Raw genomic sequence first — 19,986 nt, forward strand, 5'->3', positions numbered from 1 at the left:
ATTTATTTTTTTGTGTCCGTTTTCTTGGAGAAATCTAAAGAGATCGCAGATTTCTCAACTTTGACTTTCAGGCCTCTATCAAGTTCAAGCATTACGACATCGCCTTCTACTGAACTTACTTTACCATGAAGACCGCCGATGGTAACTACTTCATCTCCTTTTTTTATTTCTTCAATAAATTTCTTGCTTTCCTTTTGTTTCTTTTGCTGAGGTCTGATCATGAAGAAATACATGATCAAAATAATAGAACCAAAGAGGAAAACCTGTCCTAATATTCCACTGCCACCTGCGGCAGCTTGAGCTAATACTGTAGAAATCATAATTATCGTTTAACCGGGCCTACTGCTGCTGCGGCGCCTGCAATTTTTGGAGTAACTGTACCTTTCAATCTCAATCGGGTTACAGCTGGATTGGTGTTTGCTTGGATGCTTACTGTAGGAGCTTGTGCTCCTGACTTAGAAGTTGAGTTAAATACTACTTTCACATATCCTTCATCTCCTGGTTTTATTGGAGCTTTTGACCAGTCAGGAGTAGTACATCCACACGAAGCGGTAATGTTGGAGATTACCAGTGGGGCTTGTCCGTTATTTGTGAACTTAAAGATGTGCTCTACGACCTTGCCTTCGTTGATGCCGCCGAAGTCATATTCCATTTCTTGGAATTCAAATGAACCCAAAGTGGCAGGATCAGCTACTGAAGTAGCCTGGGCATTCACTGGGGTAGCTGTAGTGTTGCTTGTCTCTAGTTTTGCGATTTTATCTTCAAGCGCCTTGATCTTGGCATCTTGATCACTTTTTTGGTTACATGAAGCTCCCAATGCAAGCATGACGGAAAAGGCCGTCATAGTTATTACGTTGATTCTCATATTGCTTAATTATTTCCTTGGTTGATTTGATCTATTAACTTGTTCACGTCGCTAAGCAGGTTCTCTGCTTTGTTTTTAGCTTCGGAGATTACCCGCTTACCTTCGGATTTTGCCTCATTGAGGTGCATTTCTTTTCCATCTACTAGATCGTCAATCAATTCTTCCAGCTCTTTCTTGTATTTAGAAAGTTTGAAAGAAAGGCGATCTCGGGTATTGGTCCCCGTATCTGGTGCAAAAAGTACTCCAAGTGCTGCGCCCGCGCTAGCACCGATTAGAAATGCGATGAGTGAATTACTGCTCTTGCTCATAGTTATATTATTTATTGTCCAAAAGTCCTCTACCACTCTTACGGATTTCTCCGCTATCGGTTAACTCTTTCGCCATCACATCCAGCAAACCGTTGACAAATTGCTTGCTTTTGGGGGTGCTGTAAGTTTTCGAGATATCGATATACTCATTTATACTTACTTTGACTGGGATGCTGGGAAAATTTTTCATTTCTGCTATCGCCATCGAGATTATTACTTTATCTGTGAAAGCGAGTCTGTCAATATCCCAGTTTTTAGTTTTTTGAGAGATAAGAGCCTTACTGTTTATATCATTTTCAATCGTGAAGTTAAAGATATTTTGAAAAAACTCCTTATCCTCGTCCCAGTTCATTGCAATCTCCGGCATTTGACTTTCATTTTCCTCATTAAGGTTAGCAGCATTTTTCAATACTTTGGATGCTAAGCTTCTCACCACTGATTTGTCTTCGGTCCAGTTGAGGTCTTTTTCGGAGAAATAATTCAGGATCACTTCATTTTTGAAAAGGACTTTTTTCAGCAAATCATCTACTAGGTCAAAATCCTGCTTAATAGTAGGGTTCTCTAGCTGAAGATAAGATTGATATTGCTCAGAGGGCTTTATGTAGTCTCTAAACCATTCTCTGATTTCTAGCTCCACATCGTGGAGATTGACGTTATTTCTCGCTACGGCTGCCTTATATGAATCAGATTCACGCAGAGAAGCCAGCACTTGGTTGTTTGGAAAGTTGAGTTCGTTCCCAAAGCCAATAGGGTTGTTTCCGGCGAATTTCTTCTTCTTTTCAATTTCTTTTTCTACATGTTTTGCAAATGCCTGTAGGAGCTCTATAGCCAATAAGTACAACTGAGGTATGCGTTCGGCTGATACCACCATGTTTTTCAAGAGAAATTGGTGGTCTTTATCGTTTGACTCATGATATTTTTTCAAAGCATCCAAAACCACCTGCTTGATTTTTCGGTTTGCTTCACTTGATTTGAGTAGGTCCTTTGAAGTAAGGTTTTGATCAAAAAGCTTGATTGCTTCCTCGGCTTCTTTGTTCAGTGCGGTTTTATCTTGCACTTCCATGCTGTTCAGATCTGGCATAAATGAGGCCCGGATAAAATCTTTTGACAGGCTGAGGTTGGAACCCTTGCACTGCTCGTACGCATATAGATTTTGAAAAGCCTTTACTCTGAGTATTCTTCTGTTTAGCATGTCTTCGAAATGAGTTGCAAATATAGGTAATTTGAGGTGGCTATCACCTAGATGGATAAGACAAAAAAACCACCGGAAGCCATTCCCGGTGGTTTAGATAGGGATATTTAGTTACTTAGAAAGATAACTTCACTCTTCCAATTGCTTCTATTCTAGCTTTTGCTGTTTCCTTAGCCGCTTGCTGTGCAGGGATATTTTCTTTTTCAGATTTATTCAAAATCCCCAAACAGGTATCGTAGATTTTCTCTGTTTGCTTGTACACGGTATCTCTATTGTATCCGCCGAGGTATTCCGCTCCTACCTTGATCACCCCACCTGCATTGATCAGGAAGTCAGGTGCATACACAATTCCTTTGTCCACTAAGATTCGGCCATGTTTGGCCTCGTCTTGCAATTGATTGTTCGCGGCACCAGCGATCACTGCACATTTCAGGCGATCGATGGTCTGATCATTGATCGTAGCACCTAGGGCACATGGAGAGTAGATATCCATTTCCAAATCGTAAAGCACATGTGGATCGACTACCTGAGCTCCAGTAGACTTGGCTACAGCCTGAAGTTTGTCTTCGAAAATATCTGTAATCAACACATTGGCTCCTTCTTTGATCAAAAACTCAATCAGGTGCGTGCCCACTTGCCCTACACCCTGTACGCCGATTCTCTTTCCTTCCAATGATGCTGAGCCAAAGGCTTTTTTTGCTGCGGCCTTCATTCCCATATATACGCCATAGGCCGTGACTGGAGATGGGTCACCTCCGCCCCCCTTGATCTCTGGAAGTCCGGTGACATGGCGCGTTTCTAGCCCAATGAATTCCATGTCAGCAGTGTTCATGTTGACATCTTCCGCGGTCACATATCTGCCTCCAAGACTTTGAACAAATCTCCCGAATCGTCGAAGGAATGCCTCATTTTTCAATTTTGGATCTCCCAAAATCACGGCTTTGCCACCTCCGAAGTTCAATCCGGCGAGGGCATTTTTGAAAGTCATCCCTCTGGAAAGTCGAAGAACATCTGTAATCGCCTCCTCCTCAGAAGCATACGGCCACATGCGGGTTCCACCCAGTGCGGGTCCCAAGGTGGTGTTGTGAATTCCGATCAATGCCTTTAGGCCGGTTGCTTCATCGTGGCAGATCACCAATTGCTCGTGATCCATCGTAGTGATTTGGCCAAAGATTGAACCTTCACGTACTGTTTCGGTAGCTTTAATCTCTAACATGTGAACTTAGCTTTTTAGAATGTGTTATATTTGGGGACTCCTAGTGAAAATAGCCGATACAAAATTAAATACTTTTATTGGCCTTCAAAGGATTAATGTACCCAGTTTTACTAATCTATTTCCTTCATTTTAAAATTTTTATTTGGTGAAACCACTTTGGCGACTCAATAAGTATTTATACAAATACAAGGGCTTGATCCTTTTGGGGATTGTTTTTACGGTGATTTCTAACATTTTCGTAATTATCCCTGCACAGCTTGTCCGACTTGCAATAGATTATGTGGTTGAAAGTTTTTCTATTTATCAGCCTCTGGCACAGGGCGGAATGGGAAATCAGGCACAGGATATTTTTCTAAAATTCGTTTTAGTCTTTGGCGTGCTGATCTTAGTGATGGCTTTACTGCGCGGGATTTTCTTGTTTTTTATACGTCAGACGCTCATCATCATGTCCAGGAAAGTGGAATATGACATGAAAAACGAGATCTATGAACACTATCAAAAACTTCCGCTTAGTTTCTACAGAAAGAATAGCACAGGAGATTTGATGGCGAGAATCACCGAGGACGTAAGTCGTGTCCGCATGTATCTTGGGCCAGCAATCATGTATGGGCTAAATCTGCTGATCCTATTTCCGCTGGTGATCACTTATATGATCACGGTAAACCCTATGCTGACGCTCTATGCATTATTGCCGCTTCCAGTACTTTCTTTGAGTATATATTATGTGAATAATATGATCAATGAGCGATCTGAGAAGATCCAGCGCAGCCTGAGTGAGTTAAGCACGTTTGTTCAGGAGGCTTTTTCTGGTATTCGCGTGCTCAAAGCTTTCGTCAGAGAAAGTGATAGTGCCAATGATTTTGCGACAGCAAGTGAAGATTACAAAGTGAAATCCATTCGCCTGACCCGGGTTAATGCACTTTTTTTCCCCATCATTATGGCACTGGTAGGTGTTTCTACGATTATTACCGTCTATGCCGGAGGGTTGCAGGTCATCAGCGGGGAAATAGGCTATGGAGTTATAGCTGAGTTTATCCTTTATGTCAATATGCTCACTTGGCCAGTCACTTCTTTAGGTTGGGTGACTAGTATTGTGCAGCGTGCAGCGGCCTCCCAAACGCGGATTAATGAGTTTATGGATGAAAAGAATGACCTCCAAAGTACAGATGAAATTAAGACAGATATTCATGGAACAGTGGAAATGGAGCATGTGTCATTTGTATATCCTGATTCGGGTACCCATGCGCTGCAGGATGTCAGCTTCCAAATCAAAGAAGGACAAACGCTGGGAATCATCGGTACCACAGGTTCAGGGAAATCTACAATTGCCAATTTATTGATGCGGATGTATGATCCCAGCTCCGGATTGATCAAAGTAGATGGTAAACCTATTGACTCGTTCTCCATCTCGGATCTTCGCAGGCAAATAGGTTATGTGCCTCAGGATGTATTCTTATTCTCTGATAGCATAGGGAATAACATTGCGTTCGGCATAGAGAAATCGGACCCTGAGATTATAGCGCAGGCGGCAAAAGATGCAGATGTCTATCAGAACATCGTGGAATTTCCCAAAGGATTTGAAACGATGTTGGGTGAGCGGGGGATTACGCTGTCCGGTGGGCAGAAGCAGCGTGTATCTATAGCACGAGCGATAGCAAAGGAGCCAAAAATTCTGATTTTGGATGATTGTCTTTCGGCGGTTGATACCAAGACGGAAAATGTGATCTTGACTGCTCTGAAGAATATTATGCAAAATCGTACTTCTATCATTATTTCCCACCGAGTATCCTCAGCCAAGCTAGCTGATCAGATCATAGTGTTGGATGATGGCAAAGTGATCGAGCGAGGAAATCACAAGTCACTGATGAAGCAAAAAGGAGTGTATGCTGAGCTTTATGAAAAGCAGACTCAGGCCGGTGAATCGGTTGATAATTAGGGTTTTCACCTCATATTATTGATCAGAAAAGAGGCATTCAAAAAAAAGTAATTAACTTGAAGGATAACAGTTCATCTAAATATTTTTAGTCATGGAAGAAAAGAAATCCAGTACGCAGGACATAGAAAAAGTACTCAAAGAGATTGGTGATAAAATTGAGGAACTTGTCAAAAAAGGATCTGAAGCAGGTTCTGAGATGAAGGAAGATATCGATAAGAAGATCAAGGACTTGAAAGAGAATAAAACTTCGCTAGAAGCTGAGTTTAAAAAGGGCAAGCAGATTCTAGAACGGGAAATCAAGGAACGGACTGAGGATATCAAGCCGAAACTGGCAGAATCCAAAGGATTGTTTAAAGAGGGATTGAAACAAATAGGCTTAGCATTTAAGGCACTATTTGGGAAGAAATAATCAGGTCTTATGACCTTGTTGCAGTTTTAGGCAAATCCCATTATAGTGAACTCGCTGCACATTATCAGATATGGACAAAAAAAACCGAGGATTTTCTCGGTTTTTTTTTATTTCTCAGCGAGTGCGTCACATCGGTCGTAGGCCGGATCCAAGTCGATGAAAATATCCTCTTTGGCTGTAATAAACCATTTGCCAAGAAGTTCCTCTTCTTTTTTGCGTAAGGCAGCAGCTTTTAACTTTTCGTAGTCATCCGTCATATTCGCTCGGTGAGCGGGGTACTTTGCTTTGTAGTACAGGATCCGAACTTTGGTTCCCTCTCTAGGATCTTCAAATTGCATGGGTAGCGTGATGTCTCCTACCTGCATGGTGTCTATCATAAAGAAAAGCAAAGGGTCTTCCAGTGTCCGTAAGGATAGACGATTAGAATTATTGGAAGGATCTGTGAAGAATCCACCGTTATCGGATGTGCTTCTGTCGTCAGAGAAATCTTTGGCCGTTTTGGCAAAATCCATTCTTCCGGCTTTGATTTCTGTTCTTAGACTATCTAGGTATTGCTCCGATTTTTTTACATCCGCTTCTGTGGCTTTAGGAGATATCAATATGTGCCTAGAGTTATAGGTATTGTCTTTTTTTTCCAGTAATTGTATCATATGAAACCCATATTCAGTTTCCACTGGGTCAGAAATTTCTCCTTGTCTCAGTGATAATGCAGCTCCTTCGTATTCCGGGACCATTTGTCCTCTAGTTGAAAAACCCAAATCGCCACCATTGGTCGCTGAACCGGGATCCTCAGAATATTTCCTGGCTAAATCTGCAAATTCCGCTTTTCCTTCTCCTATATCTTTTTTGAATTGAACGAGCTGATCGTAAACATCCTGTTTAGTCTGAGGATTTACTTGCGGCTTGACTACGATTTGGCCTACGGTAGCTTCGGATGTGAATAAGGGTAAAGAATCCGTAGGGATACTGTTGAAAAACAGCCTTACGTCATTTGGAGAAACAGTCAACCCCTCAGTAATCCGGTTTCTCATACGTTGTACAATTAGTTGTTCCCGGATCACATCTTCAATTTCAGATTTGAGCTGATCTGAGGTTTTGCCATAGGCCTGTACGAGCGTATTTTCATCACCACCAAACTGCTGCATGACCATGTTGAATCGTTGTTCTGTTTGAAGCATTACTTCTGCATCTGTGACTACCACAGAATCGACTTCAGCTTTGGCTACCATCAATTTATTGATCATCAAGGATTCGAATACTTGGCATCGAGTAGGAGCTACTTGTCCCTGCTGACTTTGGGATATAGCTTCCATATAGGCTTTCTGTACGTCTGATTCAAGCAAGATATAATTATCCACTTTAGCGACGATTTTATCAAGAACCTGTCCTGTTGGGGGGGATTCTTGTGCAAATGATGCGGTAATCAGCAAGGTGACAAGTAGAGTGAATGTAAGTCGGTTTAGCAATTTCATGGATGTTTTCCCTTCTGCCTATACTAGAGAGACGGTTTTCTATGGTGAATTATTATTGATTCAAAGCTATGAAAGTTTCCTCTTTAACTTTTGGATTGATTTTAATCGGATACTTTTTGCGCAATGTTTCCAAGAGACTTTTGTCCAAGAACTCTTGATAGTCTCGTATGACGAGTCCCAGTGTTTCTTCGAATTTTTTAGGTCCAGCATTCATTTTTTCCCCCAAGATCACAAGATGCAAATGTCCGTTGGCTTCAAGTTCTTGATAGTCAGTATTCAAATCTGCTTTGGATAGGACAGGATGTTCTCGGTATTCTAGGTTTCCAGTTTCTGTCTGGTAAGCCAAGGGGTTGGTGCTTTCGTAACTATTCTTGAAAGAAGTGATAAGTTCATCTGAAAGTGGTTTGCCTTGGAGAAATTTCCTGGCAGCATCCAATTGACTCATTTCGAGGATTTTTACGATGAAGGCATTCACCCTTCTTTTCCACTGGTAATTCTGAATGTTTTCTTGGTAAAATGCTTTTTGCGCTACAGAATCCATGAGGCCTTTTTGCCAAACCTCCTCGTTCATCAGGGAAAACAGTAAAATACCATCTCGATATTCTTTCAGGAGCATACGGTAATCTTTATTATTTGCTGTCAAATCTGCTTCTTCGGCTGTATTTAGTTCTGAGGCTAAGAAGCGCTCATACCAAGCATCGAAAATCCCGCTCGTGCGCTTTAGGTCGATCTCTTGGTCATTCATATAATCAAGAAGATCCTGGGCGAAGTAGCTTTTGTCCCGAAGAGAAAAGAGATAATTGCTTGCTAGGTCTTTGTTGGCCAGAGCTAAGGCAAAATCATGTTTGGTGGACGTATTTAATTCCGATCTTAATTTGGCTACATATTTTTCGTTTTCGGCGAAATTGTATCGAGATTTCTGAATAGCCATCACTTGCGACTGAATCATCGTGGAGCGAGAATCTCTCAAAATCCTAGAGCGGATATTCTCTTCCATCGCTTCAAAACTTTCTATAGGCTTTTTGTTCTCTAATCTCAAAATATGATAACCATACCTAGTTCGAACAGGAGGGGATACTTCACCGATTTCAGTCAATGAAAAGGCAGCCATTTCAAATTCCGGGATCATTGATCCCACACTAAACCAGGGGAGCATTCCTCCTTTTTGACTGCTTGCAGGGTCTTCGGAATAATTTTTTACTATATTTTCCCAGATCGTGCTTTCTTTCTGGATCTCATTGTAGATGTCGGCCACTTTGCGTTTAGCAAGGTCTTCCCCAGTGGCACTATTTTCATCTATTCTCACTAATATGTGAGAGACCCTTACTTGACCAGGGTTGGGTTGACGATCTTTTATATTAATAATGTGATAGCCGAAATTGGTCAACACAGGAGAGGACACTTGTCCAGGTTGAAGGGAGAAGGCTGCGTCTTCGAACGGTTGTACCATTTGAAGTGCAGAGAAATAGCCCAAATCGCCTTTATTCACTTGTGCTGAAGGGTCATCAGAATATTCTACAGCGAGGTCATTTATGCTCCCGCCGTTTTTTATTTCGGACTCTATTTTCAAGGCCATTCGAAGTACGATGAGGCTGTCTTCCTCAGTGGCATTTGGTGGAAACTGGAGAAGTATGTGGCTGGCTCGTATTATCTCCTGCATTCTGGAATAAGCTTTTCTTAATTCCCCTTCTTCCAACGAATTGCGGATGAGAAATGGTGCCTTGATGTTTTCCCGAAAGGATTCGAACTCCTGGAGGAATTCTTCAGACTTATCTAGTCCTTGAGCTTCTGCCTCTCTTATTTTGAGTTTGTAGTTGATAAATAGGTCAAGATTCTCGTTAAACTCTTCTCTGGACATCCCCGGGGTGCCGGGTTCAGTTTTGCTGCCCTTAGAAAGCAGGTGAATTAACTCATCCTTGTCCACAGTCTTACCTCCTATAGTCAATAAAGGGTCGTCCTGTCCTGATGCTTGTACGAAAGCCATCGCTGAACCGGTAGATTCAAATGCTAGGAGGAGGGTGAAAAGAAAGGCCGAAATGGTTCGGTTTGTCATGTGTTAAATGGCAGAATTGAATTGCAATTTTACAAATTTATTAGGATTTAAAGTCATAAGTCCCGAATACTAAGCTTTTAACAAGAATTAGGACTGAAACCATTTGATCAATCGGCAGGTATTTGTGCCTTTGCTCGATTCAAATTCAATTTCATCCATTATCTTCTTGACCAAAATTATGCCTAAACCTCCTTTTCGCTTTTCTTCTTTCACTTTTATAAGATCTGGGACTTCATAATCGAGCATATTGAATGCTTTACCTTCATCGGTAATTTCAAAAATCAATTTACCTGGATTTTGTTTGATATTGAGCTGGATATAGTCTAGTGCGTTGCACTTATGAGAATGGATGATCAGATTGGCGCATACCTCTTCCACTGCCAGCGTGATCTGGAGTTGGTCGATGTCAGTTAGCTGCAGCTCCCCCAGGGTCTTTTTCAAAAAGACACGCAGCTCAGAGAGTGCTGTGGTTTGACAAGATATTTTCATCTGATGTTTCATTTCAGCTAAGCAGGGCAGTTTTTTTGTCGGGGTAAATACGCATCAGCTGGTCTAAGCCCAAGATTTTAAACACTTCGAAGACACGGTCTGAAAGCGAATAAATTTTCAGATCAATTGCTTTTTCCTGAAAATCCTCCAAGTAAGACATGAATACGCCTAGGCCTGCCGAAGAAATGTATTCCAGACCTGAGCCATCTACTAAAATGGAATTACTTCCCCCGGCAACCATTTTGGTAATCGCCTCATCCAGTATCACCGAGTTGCTGGCATCTACTTCCCCTTTCAATAGCAATATATTGTGTCCGTTTTCTTCTTGGGTTTCTATCGTTAGCATCTTCTAGCTTTCTTTATTTTGGTCGGAAAATTTCACGACCATCATGGAATAATCATCATCTATTAATCGGTCCCCACCTACAAAGTCATGCAGCGAATCAATGATTTTAGTCTGAATTTCTCGTGGATCTAGTTCGTGATATACCTCTAATAGGGTTCTGACTCGCTCATAGCCGAATTGATGGGATTTGTCATTTTTTGCTTCTACTATACCATCAGTGAAGAGGACTAATACATCTCCTGCTTGGTAGGTAAATGTCTTTTCCACAACGTACTTTTGATATTGCATGTTTCTTAAAATACCCAATCCCAAGCCATCAATCTCTAAATAGTCTGATTGGTTCATTTTTTTCTGATGGAAGAGAGTCGGCACATGACCTGCACGCGAATGACAGATGGTTTGTTTTGCTGTGTTGATAATAAAAATCGATGCGGTAATGAAGTGGTTTCGTTCCAGGCATTTACTCAGAGCTGAATTGGCCTTTATCATAAAGTCTGATGGACTGATATTCAGCTGGATAAGACTTTGGAAAATTCCTTTCATTTGCGACATGTGAAAAGCTGCCGAAGTACCTTTACCCGACACATCGCCAATTATTAATACATACCTATCTTGGTCAAGTTGATAGGTATCGTAGTAATCCCCGCCCACTTCATCGGCTGCGTTCGAAAAGGCGCAAATATCAAAACATTGATTGTGATCTAATTTGGTAGGTAGCAGAGATTTCTGTACCCGCTGGGCAATTTTTAGTTCCTCTTGGTAGCGTTCATTGAGGATAGCTTGATTGAGCAATCGGTGATTTTCTACTGCAATACAGGCTTGCCTGCCAAAAGTGCTGATGATGTTCAGCATTTCCTTGTTGAAGCCATCACGTACTTCTTTGCAAAGCACGATTTTGCCAATTACAGATTTATTTATCACCAAAGGAACCAAGAGAACAGACTCATATTTTGGATGAGCAAGTCTAATATTGAGAGGACTTAGATTATCTGGACGCTTTTCAGAAGCCCATTCTTGCGCAGTTTTCTCTTGTTCGATCAAATCCGAAATCTCTTCCCTAGTCTTGCGGTCTATAAATCGCTCTTGGAAAAAGCCGCTTGGGAATTCTTCGCTGGTCATCGCCAGCCAAGCTGCATCTGCATAGGCGGCACTCATGCAGGAGTCCATTAGAATATCCAACACCTGTTCCTCATTTTCTTCAGGTTGAATGGACTGACTCAAGCGCTGGAAATTAATCGCTTCAGTTAGCTTTTGTTCAAAAACCGATGAAGTAGGTAGGTTAAACAGGGTAACTAAAAAGCTGAGAACAGCATACACCAAAACAAACCAAAAAAGCGAAATCAGAAACAAATTCCAGGTTAGATTGACCGGATAGTCGTATTCTTTCTCGATAGAAAAAGTGTACCAAAGGAAATAGCAGATAGATGAAATAATGATAGAAAGGAAGAGTAAGGATTTCCACTTTTCTCTGAAGGTCAGGTAAGGGATCCATTTCAGATTAGTAGAAAGTATCACAGCCAAAATCCCTAAGAGGACTAAGCCAAAAAAGAAGCTGTATTCATTAGAGCCTCTGTCAAAAAACACCAAAAACATGGATACTAGCATGGCGATTTCGTAGGCCTGCCACTGCTTTACTACCCGCTTTGTCTTTTGATATAGGATAAGATGCTGCCATAATAGTGCCGTGGACACCAAAAAAACCGTCACTAGCCCGAAGCGAATATGGTAGAAGAATGTTTTGAGAAATGGCTCTGTGGCAAGCTTACTTTCACCAAGTGAGTTATAAAACAGGTCAATGATGATATAAATCGCCACTGCGAAAATCCCGGTAGATGCGCCTCTCCATATTAAATTGAGGAAGTCGCTTTGGGTACTTTTTGTGATGGAATAGTTATAAAAACTGTAAATGGTGATAAAAAACAGGGTTTGCAAAATCCAGGTGAATTCTATAGCAATACCAGAGTCCATTTGATTGAGGATCCCTACCAGTCTTACTAAATCCACAAATAGCAGGGAGAGCCATACCAGGATGGCGAGCAATAAGCTGAGCTTTCCGATATGGATTGGTGGTAGTTTGATCATGGATGCGCTTCCACAATAATACTCATTCGGATTGGAAAATTGTGGTGGAGGGTTGGTTACTGACTCTGGTCAGATGTTAAAAAGTCTAAATACACTGGCGCTCTGCAGGATCTTGACCTGATCATAGGCACACCAGATCATCGATGACTCCAGCACCGTACTTCTCCTCGATCAGCAGGAGGACTTTACTTTTGTTCATCAATACTTCTTTCTTGATGGGGCCGGAACTTAATTTCACTATAAGCTTTTTATCACGAATAAATACGGAAGTAGTTCGGTCTGCGATGGTTTTACCTACCAGTGTAGGCCAATCCTGAATTAATGACTTTTCTTTGTATTTACCCTCCAAGCGGTAGGCTCTGAGTAGATCATTGAAGGCAGTTTCAAGAGGTGCTACTTCTTTTTTTCTACTGAAATATCCGTCTTTGCTCATATCGTTACTGTTACACGAAAAGTGCCGCTGCGATACTATCAGCAAGTAGCTTTCCGCTTTTGCTCAAAGATAGGTTTTTATCCTTCCAAATGAGCCAGCCTTCCGAATCCATTTGGGATAGTATGGCTTTTTTGGCAGTCAAAAGATCTTGGCCAAAATCCCGGTGAATAGTTCCAAAATCAATTCCCCAGTATGTCCTTAGTCCAGTAAGTATATATTCATTTAATCGCTCGTCATCGGTAAGGTTATCCACCACAAATGGGATCGTCTCATTTTCCAATTTTTTCAGATAGCGTGCGTTGTTGGAAGGATTGGCTCCTCTGTTTTTTCCGTCAAAGGAATGAGCACTTGGACCTACTCCTAAGTAGGGAATACCTTTCCAGTAATTAGTATTGTGCAAGGCGAATTGATCAGGCTTGCCAAAGTTAGAGACCTCGTATTGAATATATCCGGCCTTTTCGGTTTGTTCCTGAAGAATTTCAAATTGCTCCGCAACAAAATCCTCCTCTGAGGGATGAAACTTCCCCTTTTTAGTCCAGTTGCCCAGTGCTGTTTTGGGTTCTACTGTCAGTGCATAGCTGGAAATATGTCCCGGATTCTGAGCGATAGCTTCAGATAAATCACGCTTCCACAGGGTATGATTTGACTGTGGATAGCCATAGATCAAGTCTAAGCTGAATTTTTCAAACCCCACTTTCCTTGCCTTGGCTATCGCTGATCTGGATTCTTCAGCAGAATGTGCACGATTGTAGAATTTCAAGACTTCTTCATCGAAACTCTGTATCCCCAGACTAAGTCTGTCTATCCCTATGCTTTTCCAGGAATTTAAATTATGCCCAGTCAAATCATCGGGATTTGCTTCTAGGGTGACTTCCTGCCACACAGAAGTGTAGGTTCTGGCAGTTTGGTCTAGAATCTTTTCGATAAGATTTGGAGGCAAAAGTGAAGGTGTCCCTCCTCCGAAGTAGATGCTTTCTATATTTTTGTTTGGCAGGTAGTCGGCTCTCAATACTAGTTCACGACAAATCATTTCAGCCATTTGATCCATTCTGTCCAGATTGGTACTGAAGTGAAAGTCGCAATAATGGCAAGCCTGCCTGCAAAAAGGAACGTGTATGTATATGCCCGCCAATGTGAATTCTGTTATTTTGCGAATATAATCATTCCCCGTCAGCCCTTTGAAAACCCTCGTCCTGGCATGCTTTATTTTTTTTATTGCCGGAGCACAGCTTTGTATGGCTCAAGCAGGCTTTTGGGTAAGGTGGACAAGTGATGAATCTCGGAAATCTGCTGATTGGACAGCATTTTCCTCTATGGCAGATGGCAAGAAGTACCTAGACTCCATTAAGCATTCGCTACAAAACGAGGGGTATATTGGGCTTTATGTGCAGGATGAAGAAGTGACCAGCGATTCTTTGCGTGTGAAATTTGTACTTGGAGAGAAATATTTCTGGGAAGCGATTTCTAAAGGGAATGTGCCTGGGGAGTATTTTAAAAAACTTGGTCCTTTATCAAGAGAATATGCTTCTGCCTCTCAGTGGATGCTACAATTAATTTCCACGGCAGAAAATAGTGGGTATCCATTTGCAGAACTAAAGCTCGATAGTATCCAGCGAAATGGTAGCGGACTATCAGCGACATTAGTATATGCCTCTGGGCCGCTGATTCTTTGGGATAGTCTCAAAGTAGCAGGAGACACTAAAACCCAAGCGAGATATATTCAAAATGTGACCGATATTCAACCCGGTACGCCATTTTCTCAAAAACAATTGGAGGAAGCAACTCAAGTGCTCAGCCGCTCTCCTTATTTTGTGCAGGCCCTGTCGCCCACAGTTGATTTTCAGATCCAAAAAGCACGGCCAACTTTTACGTTACGGGATAGAAATACCAATGTGCTGGATGGAATAATTGGACTGCTTCCCAATGAGAATGAGCCAGGGAAGATGCTTATCACAGGACAATTAGATTTGGAATTGTATCATTTGGGAGGCAAGGGCAGAGATGTGTCTGTTCATTGGCAGCGACTCAACATAGCAACGCAGTCTTTGGCTATTTCTGCAAAAGAGTCTTTTTTATTTAATTCCCCACTGGATTTCAATGTGGGGTTCAATTTGCTCAAGCAGGATTCTACTTTTTTAACTAGGTTCTTGCGATTGGATTTTGGATACCATCTGAGCCAGAATAGTTACCTGAGGTTTTTTACTCAGCGTCATTCCAGCGATGTATTGAGCACCAAAGGGTTTGATGCAGTGACTGAGCTGCCGGACGTGGCAGATTACCGCTGGAATCAATATGGGGTAGGTTGGAACTGGAACAAGTTGGATTCGCCTTATTTTCCTAGGAGGGGCTTCCTGATCAGTGGTGAATTTGCTTTGGGAAATAAGAGGATTCTGGAAAACACGGGATTTCCCCCAGAGGTATATGTGGATTTGGATTTGAACAGCCCTCAGTATGCGGGAAGTGCAGAAATAGAACAACATATTTTTATCAGCGCTCACTGGGGGATGTGGATTAGAGGAAGTGGAGGTTTTACGCAAAATCAAAAGTTGCTTTTGAATGATTTATTCCGAGTGGGTGGATTGAAGAGTATCCGAGGCTTTAACGAGAATTTCTTTTTCGCGGGCTCCTATGGTTACATAAATATGGAGCAAAGACTTTTTTTTGGAGAAAACTCATTTCTTCTCGTTTTTGCTGACTTTGGGATTCTGGAAAACCCGTACTTTGCACCTTCAGTAGATACACCTGTTTCATTTGGTGCAGGCATCAACTTAGATACTGGCACGGGTGTCTTTCGATTTATCTATGGAGTCGGAAAGTCCAATTTACAACCCTTACAATTCTCCTATTCTAGGATACATTTTGGCTATCTAGCCAGATTTTGAGTATGAAAAAATTGATCAGTAAGTCAATACTTTTGTTTTCGCTGCTTTTTGCAGTTGGGGAGCAGGCATTTTCACAGGTATTGGAAGATTACAACCCAAAGTGGCAAGCAGGTGAACGAGAGACCTGGTTTAGTTCAAATGATAGATTGGTGTTGGAGATGGATTTAGAGGCATTTCCCTTGTCCTATTTCTCATTTGAATTTCCGGATCATTCCGTAGTTTTTATTGGGGAGAAACTATGGTTTTTTACCGATCAGGATACTGCATTCACTACGCAAGTGGCAGACCTCAAAAAAGAATTTGTTGGGGATCCAGTGAGCCTAACTGTTTTTAAAAATGGGATTTCTTCAGATCAGGCGAGTGTAAAGAAAATATTAAAGGCTGAGCCCTTAGAATCCAAGGTAAAAGAAGTGGAGTTGCTTTCAGAAAAAAGAAATTATGATAGGCAAAGCATTCGTGACTTTTTTGTGATGGGTCTGCTGACCTCCTTATTATTGGTTACGCTTTACAAGTTGGCTTACCCTTTTATTTTCGCAATGATGATCAAACCTATATCCTTATTAAATGCAGAAGATTTTTCTGAAAGTGGGAGTTTGCAGAAGTTTTTTTCTGCAGATATTCTCTTATATGTGTTTATAGTGAATATGCTTTTGTCGCTTGCGATGGTGATTAGTCTGGTGGTTTTTCGTCAAGAATGGCTTTTAGTGAGAGTTGAATTGAATTTTATCAGCCTATCTGTACTTTGGATTGGAGGTGCTTTTTTTCTCTTAGTACTGACTATTCTCAAGTTTACGGCTATTAGGATTTTATCTTATTTATTTGATTTGGGGAAATTAGAATTTCCACATTTCTTTTATTTATTCCGCCTAGTTGTCATCGCTACTATCAGTTTGATAATGATATGTACATTTTATTTACTGAATGCATTTTCATCCTTAAAAATAGCTTTGGAACTCTCATTTACAGGGTTTTTCTGGCTTTACCTCTTGGGTATACTGGGACTATTTATTATTATGGTGAATAGACTGGGCTTTAAGAAATACCATTTATTTACTTACCTTTGCATCGCAGAATTAGTGCCGTTTTTGATCATGGCCAAATTGGTTCTTGATTTGGGTTATTAATCTGGGAAATCACCAAAAGGAATAATAGAAGCATGAGCGCAGTTACCAAAGACAGGTTTAGACCAGTAAAAAGTATTCTAGTATCTCAACCAGCCCCAGCGGGTGCAAATTCTCCCTATGTACAGTTGGCGGAGAAATATAACCTGAAGATTGACTTTCGTCAATTTATAAAGGTTGAGCCAGTGGTGCCAAAGGAATTCCGCAAGCAGAAGATTGATATCTTGAAGCATACAGCCGTGATTTTCACAAGCCGTAACGCGATTGATCATTTCTTTGCGATCTGTAAGGATTTCAAAATTGAAATGCCGGCAGACATGAAGTATTTTTGTATATCTGATCAAACCGCCCATTATCTTCAGAAGTATATTGTAATCCGAAAGCGTAAATTATTCGTAGGTCAGAAGACTGCTCAGGATTTATTTGATTACTTCAAAAAGCATAAATCAGAGAAGTACCTGTTTCCGTGCTCGGATATTCGTAAAGACGACATCCCTGAATATATGGAGAAAAATGGGATTGCATTTACAGAAGCTATCATTTACCATACCCTAGAGGCAGATTTATCTGATTTGGCGGATGTTAAATATGATATTTTAGCTTTTTTCAGTCCGTCTGGAATCAAGTCATTGAAAATCAATTTCCCGGATTTCGAACAGGGCAATACGCGAATAGCTGCATTTGGACCTACCACAGCTCAAGCAGTTAGAGATTTGGATTTGTTTTTGGATATTGAAGCGCCTATGCCAAATGCCCCAAGTATGACAGGCGCATTAGAGCTTTATATTAAAAAGGCGAATAATTTGTAAAACATAGAACCTAATTCTGTGGTTTTTCAGTTTAAATTCTTACACTAGTTAAAATGTTAGACGAAACCACGATACAATGATCCAAAGAGGCCATGGCAAATACTTTTTGAGATATTCACTTCTCTTAGTGTTCTTTTTTGAGATTTCTTCGCTGATGGCCCAGCAAGATTCTCAATTTACTCAATACATGTACAATGGCATGTACTACAATCCGGCATTTACAGGAAAAGAAGGAGGATTTAGATTTTCAGCTTTACATCGCTCCCAGTGGTTGAATTATACTACAAATACTGGCCAAGGAGGAGCACCGGTTACGCAATTGGTAACAGCACAAGGAAGGCTAGAAGGCAAAAACTTTGGATATGGTCTTACGATTCTCAATGATCAACTAGGCGCCACTGGAAATTTGGAAATCAATCTACAGGGAGCCTATCATAAAAAGCTCACTAATTCAATCCTAAGTTTTGGTGCATATTTAGGCATGTATTCCAGTTCGTTAGATTATGGTGAGCTCATTGTAGTGAATCCTGAGCCAAATCTCCCAGTAGTAGGCAAGGAGAGCCAAGTAAATGTAAATTTTGGAGCAGGGTTGTTATTAGATTCGCGCAACTATTATATAGGTCTAAGTACCAGACATATCAATGAACCAAACTTTGATTTTGGTGATGGTTCATATGCAAATCAATTAAAAAATCACTCATATTTACTTGTTGGCTATAGATTTCGGCCAGTGGGTCAGCTCTCAATTGAGCCTAGTTTTTTATTAAAATCAGTGTCCTTTAATAATTTTTCTTATGAAGCGAGCGTTATTGCTACGCATCAGAATAAGATAAGTGGAGGGATAGGATTTAGAGGAGAAGAATCAGTATCCTTTATTCTAGGTTACAGTTTGTTAAAAGACAATTCCCTTAAATTGGGGTATGCATTTGACTTAGTATTTAGTGGAATTGAGGCTAAATCGCCTACAAGTCATGAACTAATGCTCCGCTATACGCTGTCAAATGTGAGCAGTGAAGTACAGCGTGTAATTCAAAGGACACCAAGATTTAGGTTCTGAATTTATCCAAATTTTTGTGGTTTTAATAAATACGAGATTTACCCAGGTGTTATCATTGTCTTATATTTTGGCAGGTTATTTGCATTATTGAGCCAAATTCAGCTAAATTTCGACTCTTGAGAATACTTTACACAGCGTAATTATTTGATGAACGAAAAAACGTCATTTATGTATAGAAAAATTAATGTTCGCTTAATGTCCATGACCCTAGGTTTGGCAATAGTGACGCTTTTGCCGAGTTGCGGTCTTTTTAATAAGAAAGGTTCAGCTAGCGAAAAGATGAATAGAAGAGGTGAGGTGACAGGTGTTCCGAAACGAGCCAACTGGCAACAGAGCCTTCCATACGATATGGTTCCAGTTAAAGCTGGGACATTTTGGATGGGGCAGGCAGATGAAGATATCGCATACACGCAATCTGCCCTGAACAAGCAAATCACCATTTCGGAGTTTTTTATGGACAAATACGAAGTGTCCAACAACAAGTACCGTCAATTTTTAGAATCTGTGAAAAGCGGAACCTATGAAACAGGTACTCCTACTACTCTTAAAGATCCTCCTCAATTGAATTATGAAGAGCTCAGACCAGATACCACAGTTTGGTCGACGAGCTTTGCATACCACTATGGTGATCCATTGATGGAGTTTTACTTTGATCATCCAGCTTTTGATAATTATCCCGTGGTCGGCGTCAGTTGGGATCAGGCTAAAAAATATTGTGAATGGAGAACCTATCACATGAGAGCAAATGATGAAAGCGATTTTGATGGGCCTGCATTTGAACTTCCTTCAGAGGCAGAGTGGGAATACGCAGCCAAAGGCGGTAAAGAAGTAGCCAAATATCCTTGGGGCGGTCCTTACTTGAAGAATAAAAGAGGGTGCTTAATGGCAAACTTTAAACCCGGAAGGGGAAATTACATAGATGATGGTTTTGCCTATACTGCACCTGTGGATGTTTTTGCACCAAATGGTTATGGTCTCTACAATATGTCCGGAAATGTTGCCGAATGGGTACTCGATGCCTATGCTACAACCTCCAGCTCTATTACATGGGATTTGAATCCAGTATATGAAGACCCTAATGAACCTAGAAAAGTTGTCAGAGGCGGGAGCTGGAAAGATATTGCTCATTACCTCGAGACAAGTACAAGAACCTATGAGTACGAAGACGTAGCTCAAGCGCACATTGGATTCAGGACAAAAATGACATTTATTGGTCGCTCAGGATCTATGGATGTGAAAAATTCAACAAGAAGAAGAAGATAGATCACCCTATTCTTACATATACGAAAATTACCTTAAAACCTTAATTACATTTT

General features: G+C 41.0%; 19 protein-coding genes. 7 read left to right on the forward strand and 12 right to left on the reverse strand.

The annotated features are described in order from the left end of the window. Window positions 1–2 precede the first annotated feature (2 nt). The 5 genes from yajC to U3A58_RS08225 form a co-directional block, all read right to left on the reverse strand. Complete coding sequence (gene yajC / locus U3A58_RS08205) at window positions 3–320, reverse strand: preprotein translocase subunit YajC (RefSeq protein ID WP_323822931.1); 318 nt, start codon at window positions 318–320, stop codon at window positions 3–5. Between the two features lie 2 nt (window positions 321–322). After that, a complete protein-coding gene (locus tag U3A58_RS08210) occupies window positions 323–865 on the reverse strand; it encodes a DUF1573 domain-containing protein (protein WP_323822932.1) in 543 nt (180 codons plus the stop codon). A 5-nt stretch (window positions 866–870) separates the two neighbouring features. Further along, complete coding sequence (locus tag U3A58_RS08215; RefSeq protein WP_323822933.1) at window positions 871–1,173, reverse strand: YtxH domain-containing protein; 303 nt, start codon at window positions 1,171–1,173, stop codon at window positions 871–873. A gap of 7 nt (window positions 1,174–1,180) precedes the next feature. Beyond that, on the reverse strand, window positions 1,181–2,365 hold the full coding sequence (nusB, locus tag U3A58_RS08220; RefSeq protein WP_323822934.1) for a transcription antitermination factor NusB: 1,185 nt from the start codon (window positions 2,363–2,365) through the stop codon (window positions 1,181–1,183). A gap of 115 nt (window positions 2,366–2,480) precedes the next feature. Then, complete coding sequence (locus U3A58_RS08225) at window positions 2,481–3,581, reverse strand: Glu/Leu/Phe/Val dehydrogenase dimerization domain-containing protein (protein WP_323822935.1); 1,101 nt, start codon at window positions 3,579–3,581, stop codon at window positions 2,481–2,483. Window positions 3,582–3,726: 145 nt separating this feature from the next. On the opposite strand from U3A58_RS08225, the gene U3A58_RS08230 reads away from it, so the two are divergent. Together U3A58_RS08230 and U3A58_RS08235 are read left to right on the forward strand one after the other, a co-directional pair. Then, window positions 3,727–5,517, forward strand: a complete 1,791-nt coding sequence (locus U3A58_RS08230) for an ABC transporter ATP-binding protein (RefSeq protein WP_323822936.1) — start codon at window positions 3,727–3,729, stop codon at window positions 5,515–5,517. Window positions 5,518–5,608: 91 nt separating this feature from the next. Then, window positions 5,609–5,926 (forward strand): hypothetical protein, encoded by a 318-nt coding sequence (locus tag U3A58_RS08235; protein WP_323822937.1) that lies wholly within the window; start codon window positions 5,609–5,611, stop codon window positions 5,924–5,926. A 107-nt stretch (window positions 5,927–6,033) separates the two neighbouring features. On the opposite strand, the gene U3A58_RS08240 is transcribed toward U3A58_RS08235, so the two are convergent. The 7 genes from U3A58_RS08240 to hemW form a co-directional block, all read right to left on the reverse strand. Continuing rightward, window positions 6,034–7,398 (reverse strand): peptidylprolyl isomerase, encoded by a 1,365-nt coding sequence (locus U3A58_RS08240; protein ID WP_323822938.1) that lies wholly within the window; start codon window positions 7,396–7,398, stop codon window positions 6,034–6,036. Window positions 7,399–7,450: 52 nt separating this feature from the next. Then, window positions 7,451–9,451, reverse strand: coding sequence for a peptidylprolyl isomerase (locus U3A58_RS21925; protein ID WP_323822939.1), 2,001 nt, complete (start codon window positions 9,449–9,451; stop codon window positions 7,451–7,453). A gap of 87 nt (window positions 9,452–9,538) precedes the next feature. Continuing rightward, window positions 9,539–9,940, reverse strand: coding sequence for an ATP-binding protein (locus U3A58_RS08250; RefSeq protein ID WP_323822940.1), 402 nt, complete (start codon window positions 9,938–9,940; stop codon window positions 9,539–9,541). A 13-nt stretch (window positions 9,941–9,953) separates the two neighbouring features. Next, entirely contained in the window at window positions 9,954–10,286 is a 333-nt protein-coding gene (locus U3A58_RS08255; RefSeq protein ID WP_323822941.1) for an STAS domain-containing protein, read from the reverse strand. Between the two features lie 3 nt (window positions 10,287–10,289). Then, window positions 10,290–12,368 (reverse strand): SpoIIE family protein phosphatase, encoded by a 2,079-nt coding sequence (locus tag U3A58_RS08260; RefSeq protein ID WP_323822942.1) that lies wholly within the window; start codon window positions 12,366–12,368, stop codon window positions 10,290–10,292. Window positions 12,369–12,489: 121 nt separating this feature from the next. Then, entirely contained in the window at window positions 12,490–12,801 is a 312-nt protein-coding gene (locus U3A58_RS08265) for a DciA family protein (RefSeq protein ID WP_323822943.1), read from the reverse strand. 10 nt (window positions 12,802–12,811) lie between these two features. Next, the gene (gene hemW / locus U3A58_RS08270) at window positions 12,812–13,933 is read right to left on the reverse strand and encodes a radical SAM family heme chaperone HemW (protein ID WP_323822944.1); all 1,122 of its coding nucleotides are present in this window, start codon (window positions 13,931–13,933) and stop codon (window positions 12,812–12,814) included. 46 nt (window positions 13,934–13,979) lie between these two features. Here hemW and U3A58_RS08275 point away from each other — a divergent pair, with 46 nt between their 5' ends. The 5 genes from U3A58_RS08275 to porK all read left to right on the forward strand — a co-directional run bounded on the left by U3A58_RS08275 (window position 13,980) and on the right by porK (window position 19,933). After that, window positions 13,980–15,683: a BamA/TamA family outer membrane protein gene (locus tag U3A58_RS08275; RefSeq protein ID WP_323822945.1), complete on the forward strand. Its 1,704-nt coding sequence runs from the start codon at window positions 13,980–13,982 to the stop codon at window positions 15,681–15,683. Window positions 15,684–15,685: 2 nt separating this feature from the next. Next, complete coding sequence (locus U3A58_RS08280) at window positions 15,686–16,807, forward strand: DUF4271 domain-containing protein (protein WP_323822946.1); 1,122 nt, start codon at window positions 15,686–15,688, stop codon at window positions 16,805–16,807. 32 nt (window positions 16,808–16,839) lie between these two features. Further along, window positions 16,840–17,613, forward strand: a complete 774-nt coding sequence (locus U3A58_RS08285; RefSeq protein ID WP_323822947.1) for a uroporphyrinogen-III synthase — start codon at window positions 16,840–16,842, stop codon at window positions 17,611–17,613. A gap of 76 nt (window positions 17,614–17,689) precedes the next feature. After that, window positions 17,690–18,670, forward strand: coding sequence for a PorP/SprF family type IX secretion system membrane protein (locus U3A58_RS08290; RefSeq protein WP_323822948.1), 981 nt, complete (start codon window positions 17,690–17,692; stop codon window positions 18,668–18,670). Window positions 18,671–18,838: 168 nt separating this feature from the next. After that, window positions 18,839–19,933 (forward strand): T9SS ring complex lipoprotein PorK/GldK, encoded by a 1,095-nt coding sequence (gene porK, locus U3A58_RS08295; RefSeq protein ID WP_323822949.1) that lies wholly within the window; start codon window positions 18,839–18,841, stop codon window positions 19,931–19,933. Window positions 19,934–19,986 lie beyond the last annotated feature (53 nt).

The sequence above is a fragment of the Algoriphagus persicinus genome (assembly GCF_035156415.1).
Classification (GTDB): domain Bacteria; phylum Bacteroidota; class Bacteroidia; order Cytophagales; family Cyclobacteriaceae; genus Algoriphagus; species Algoriphagus persicinus.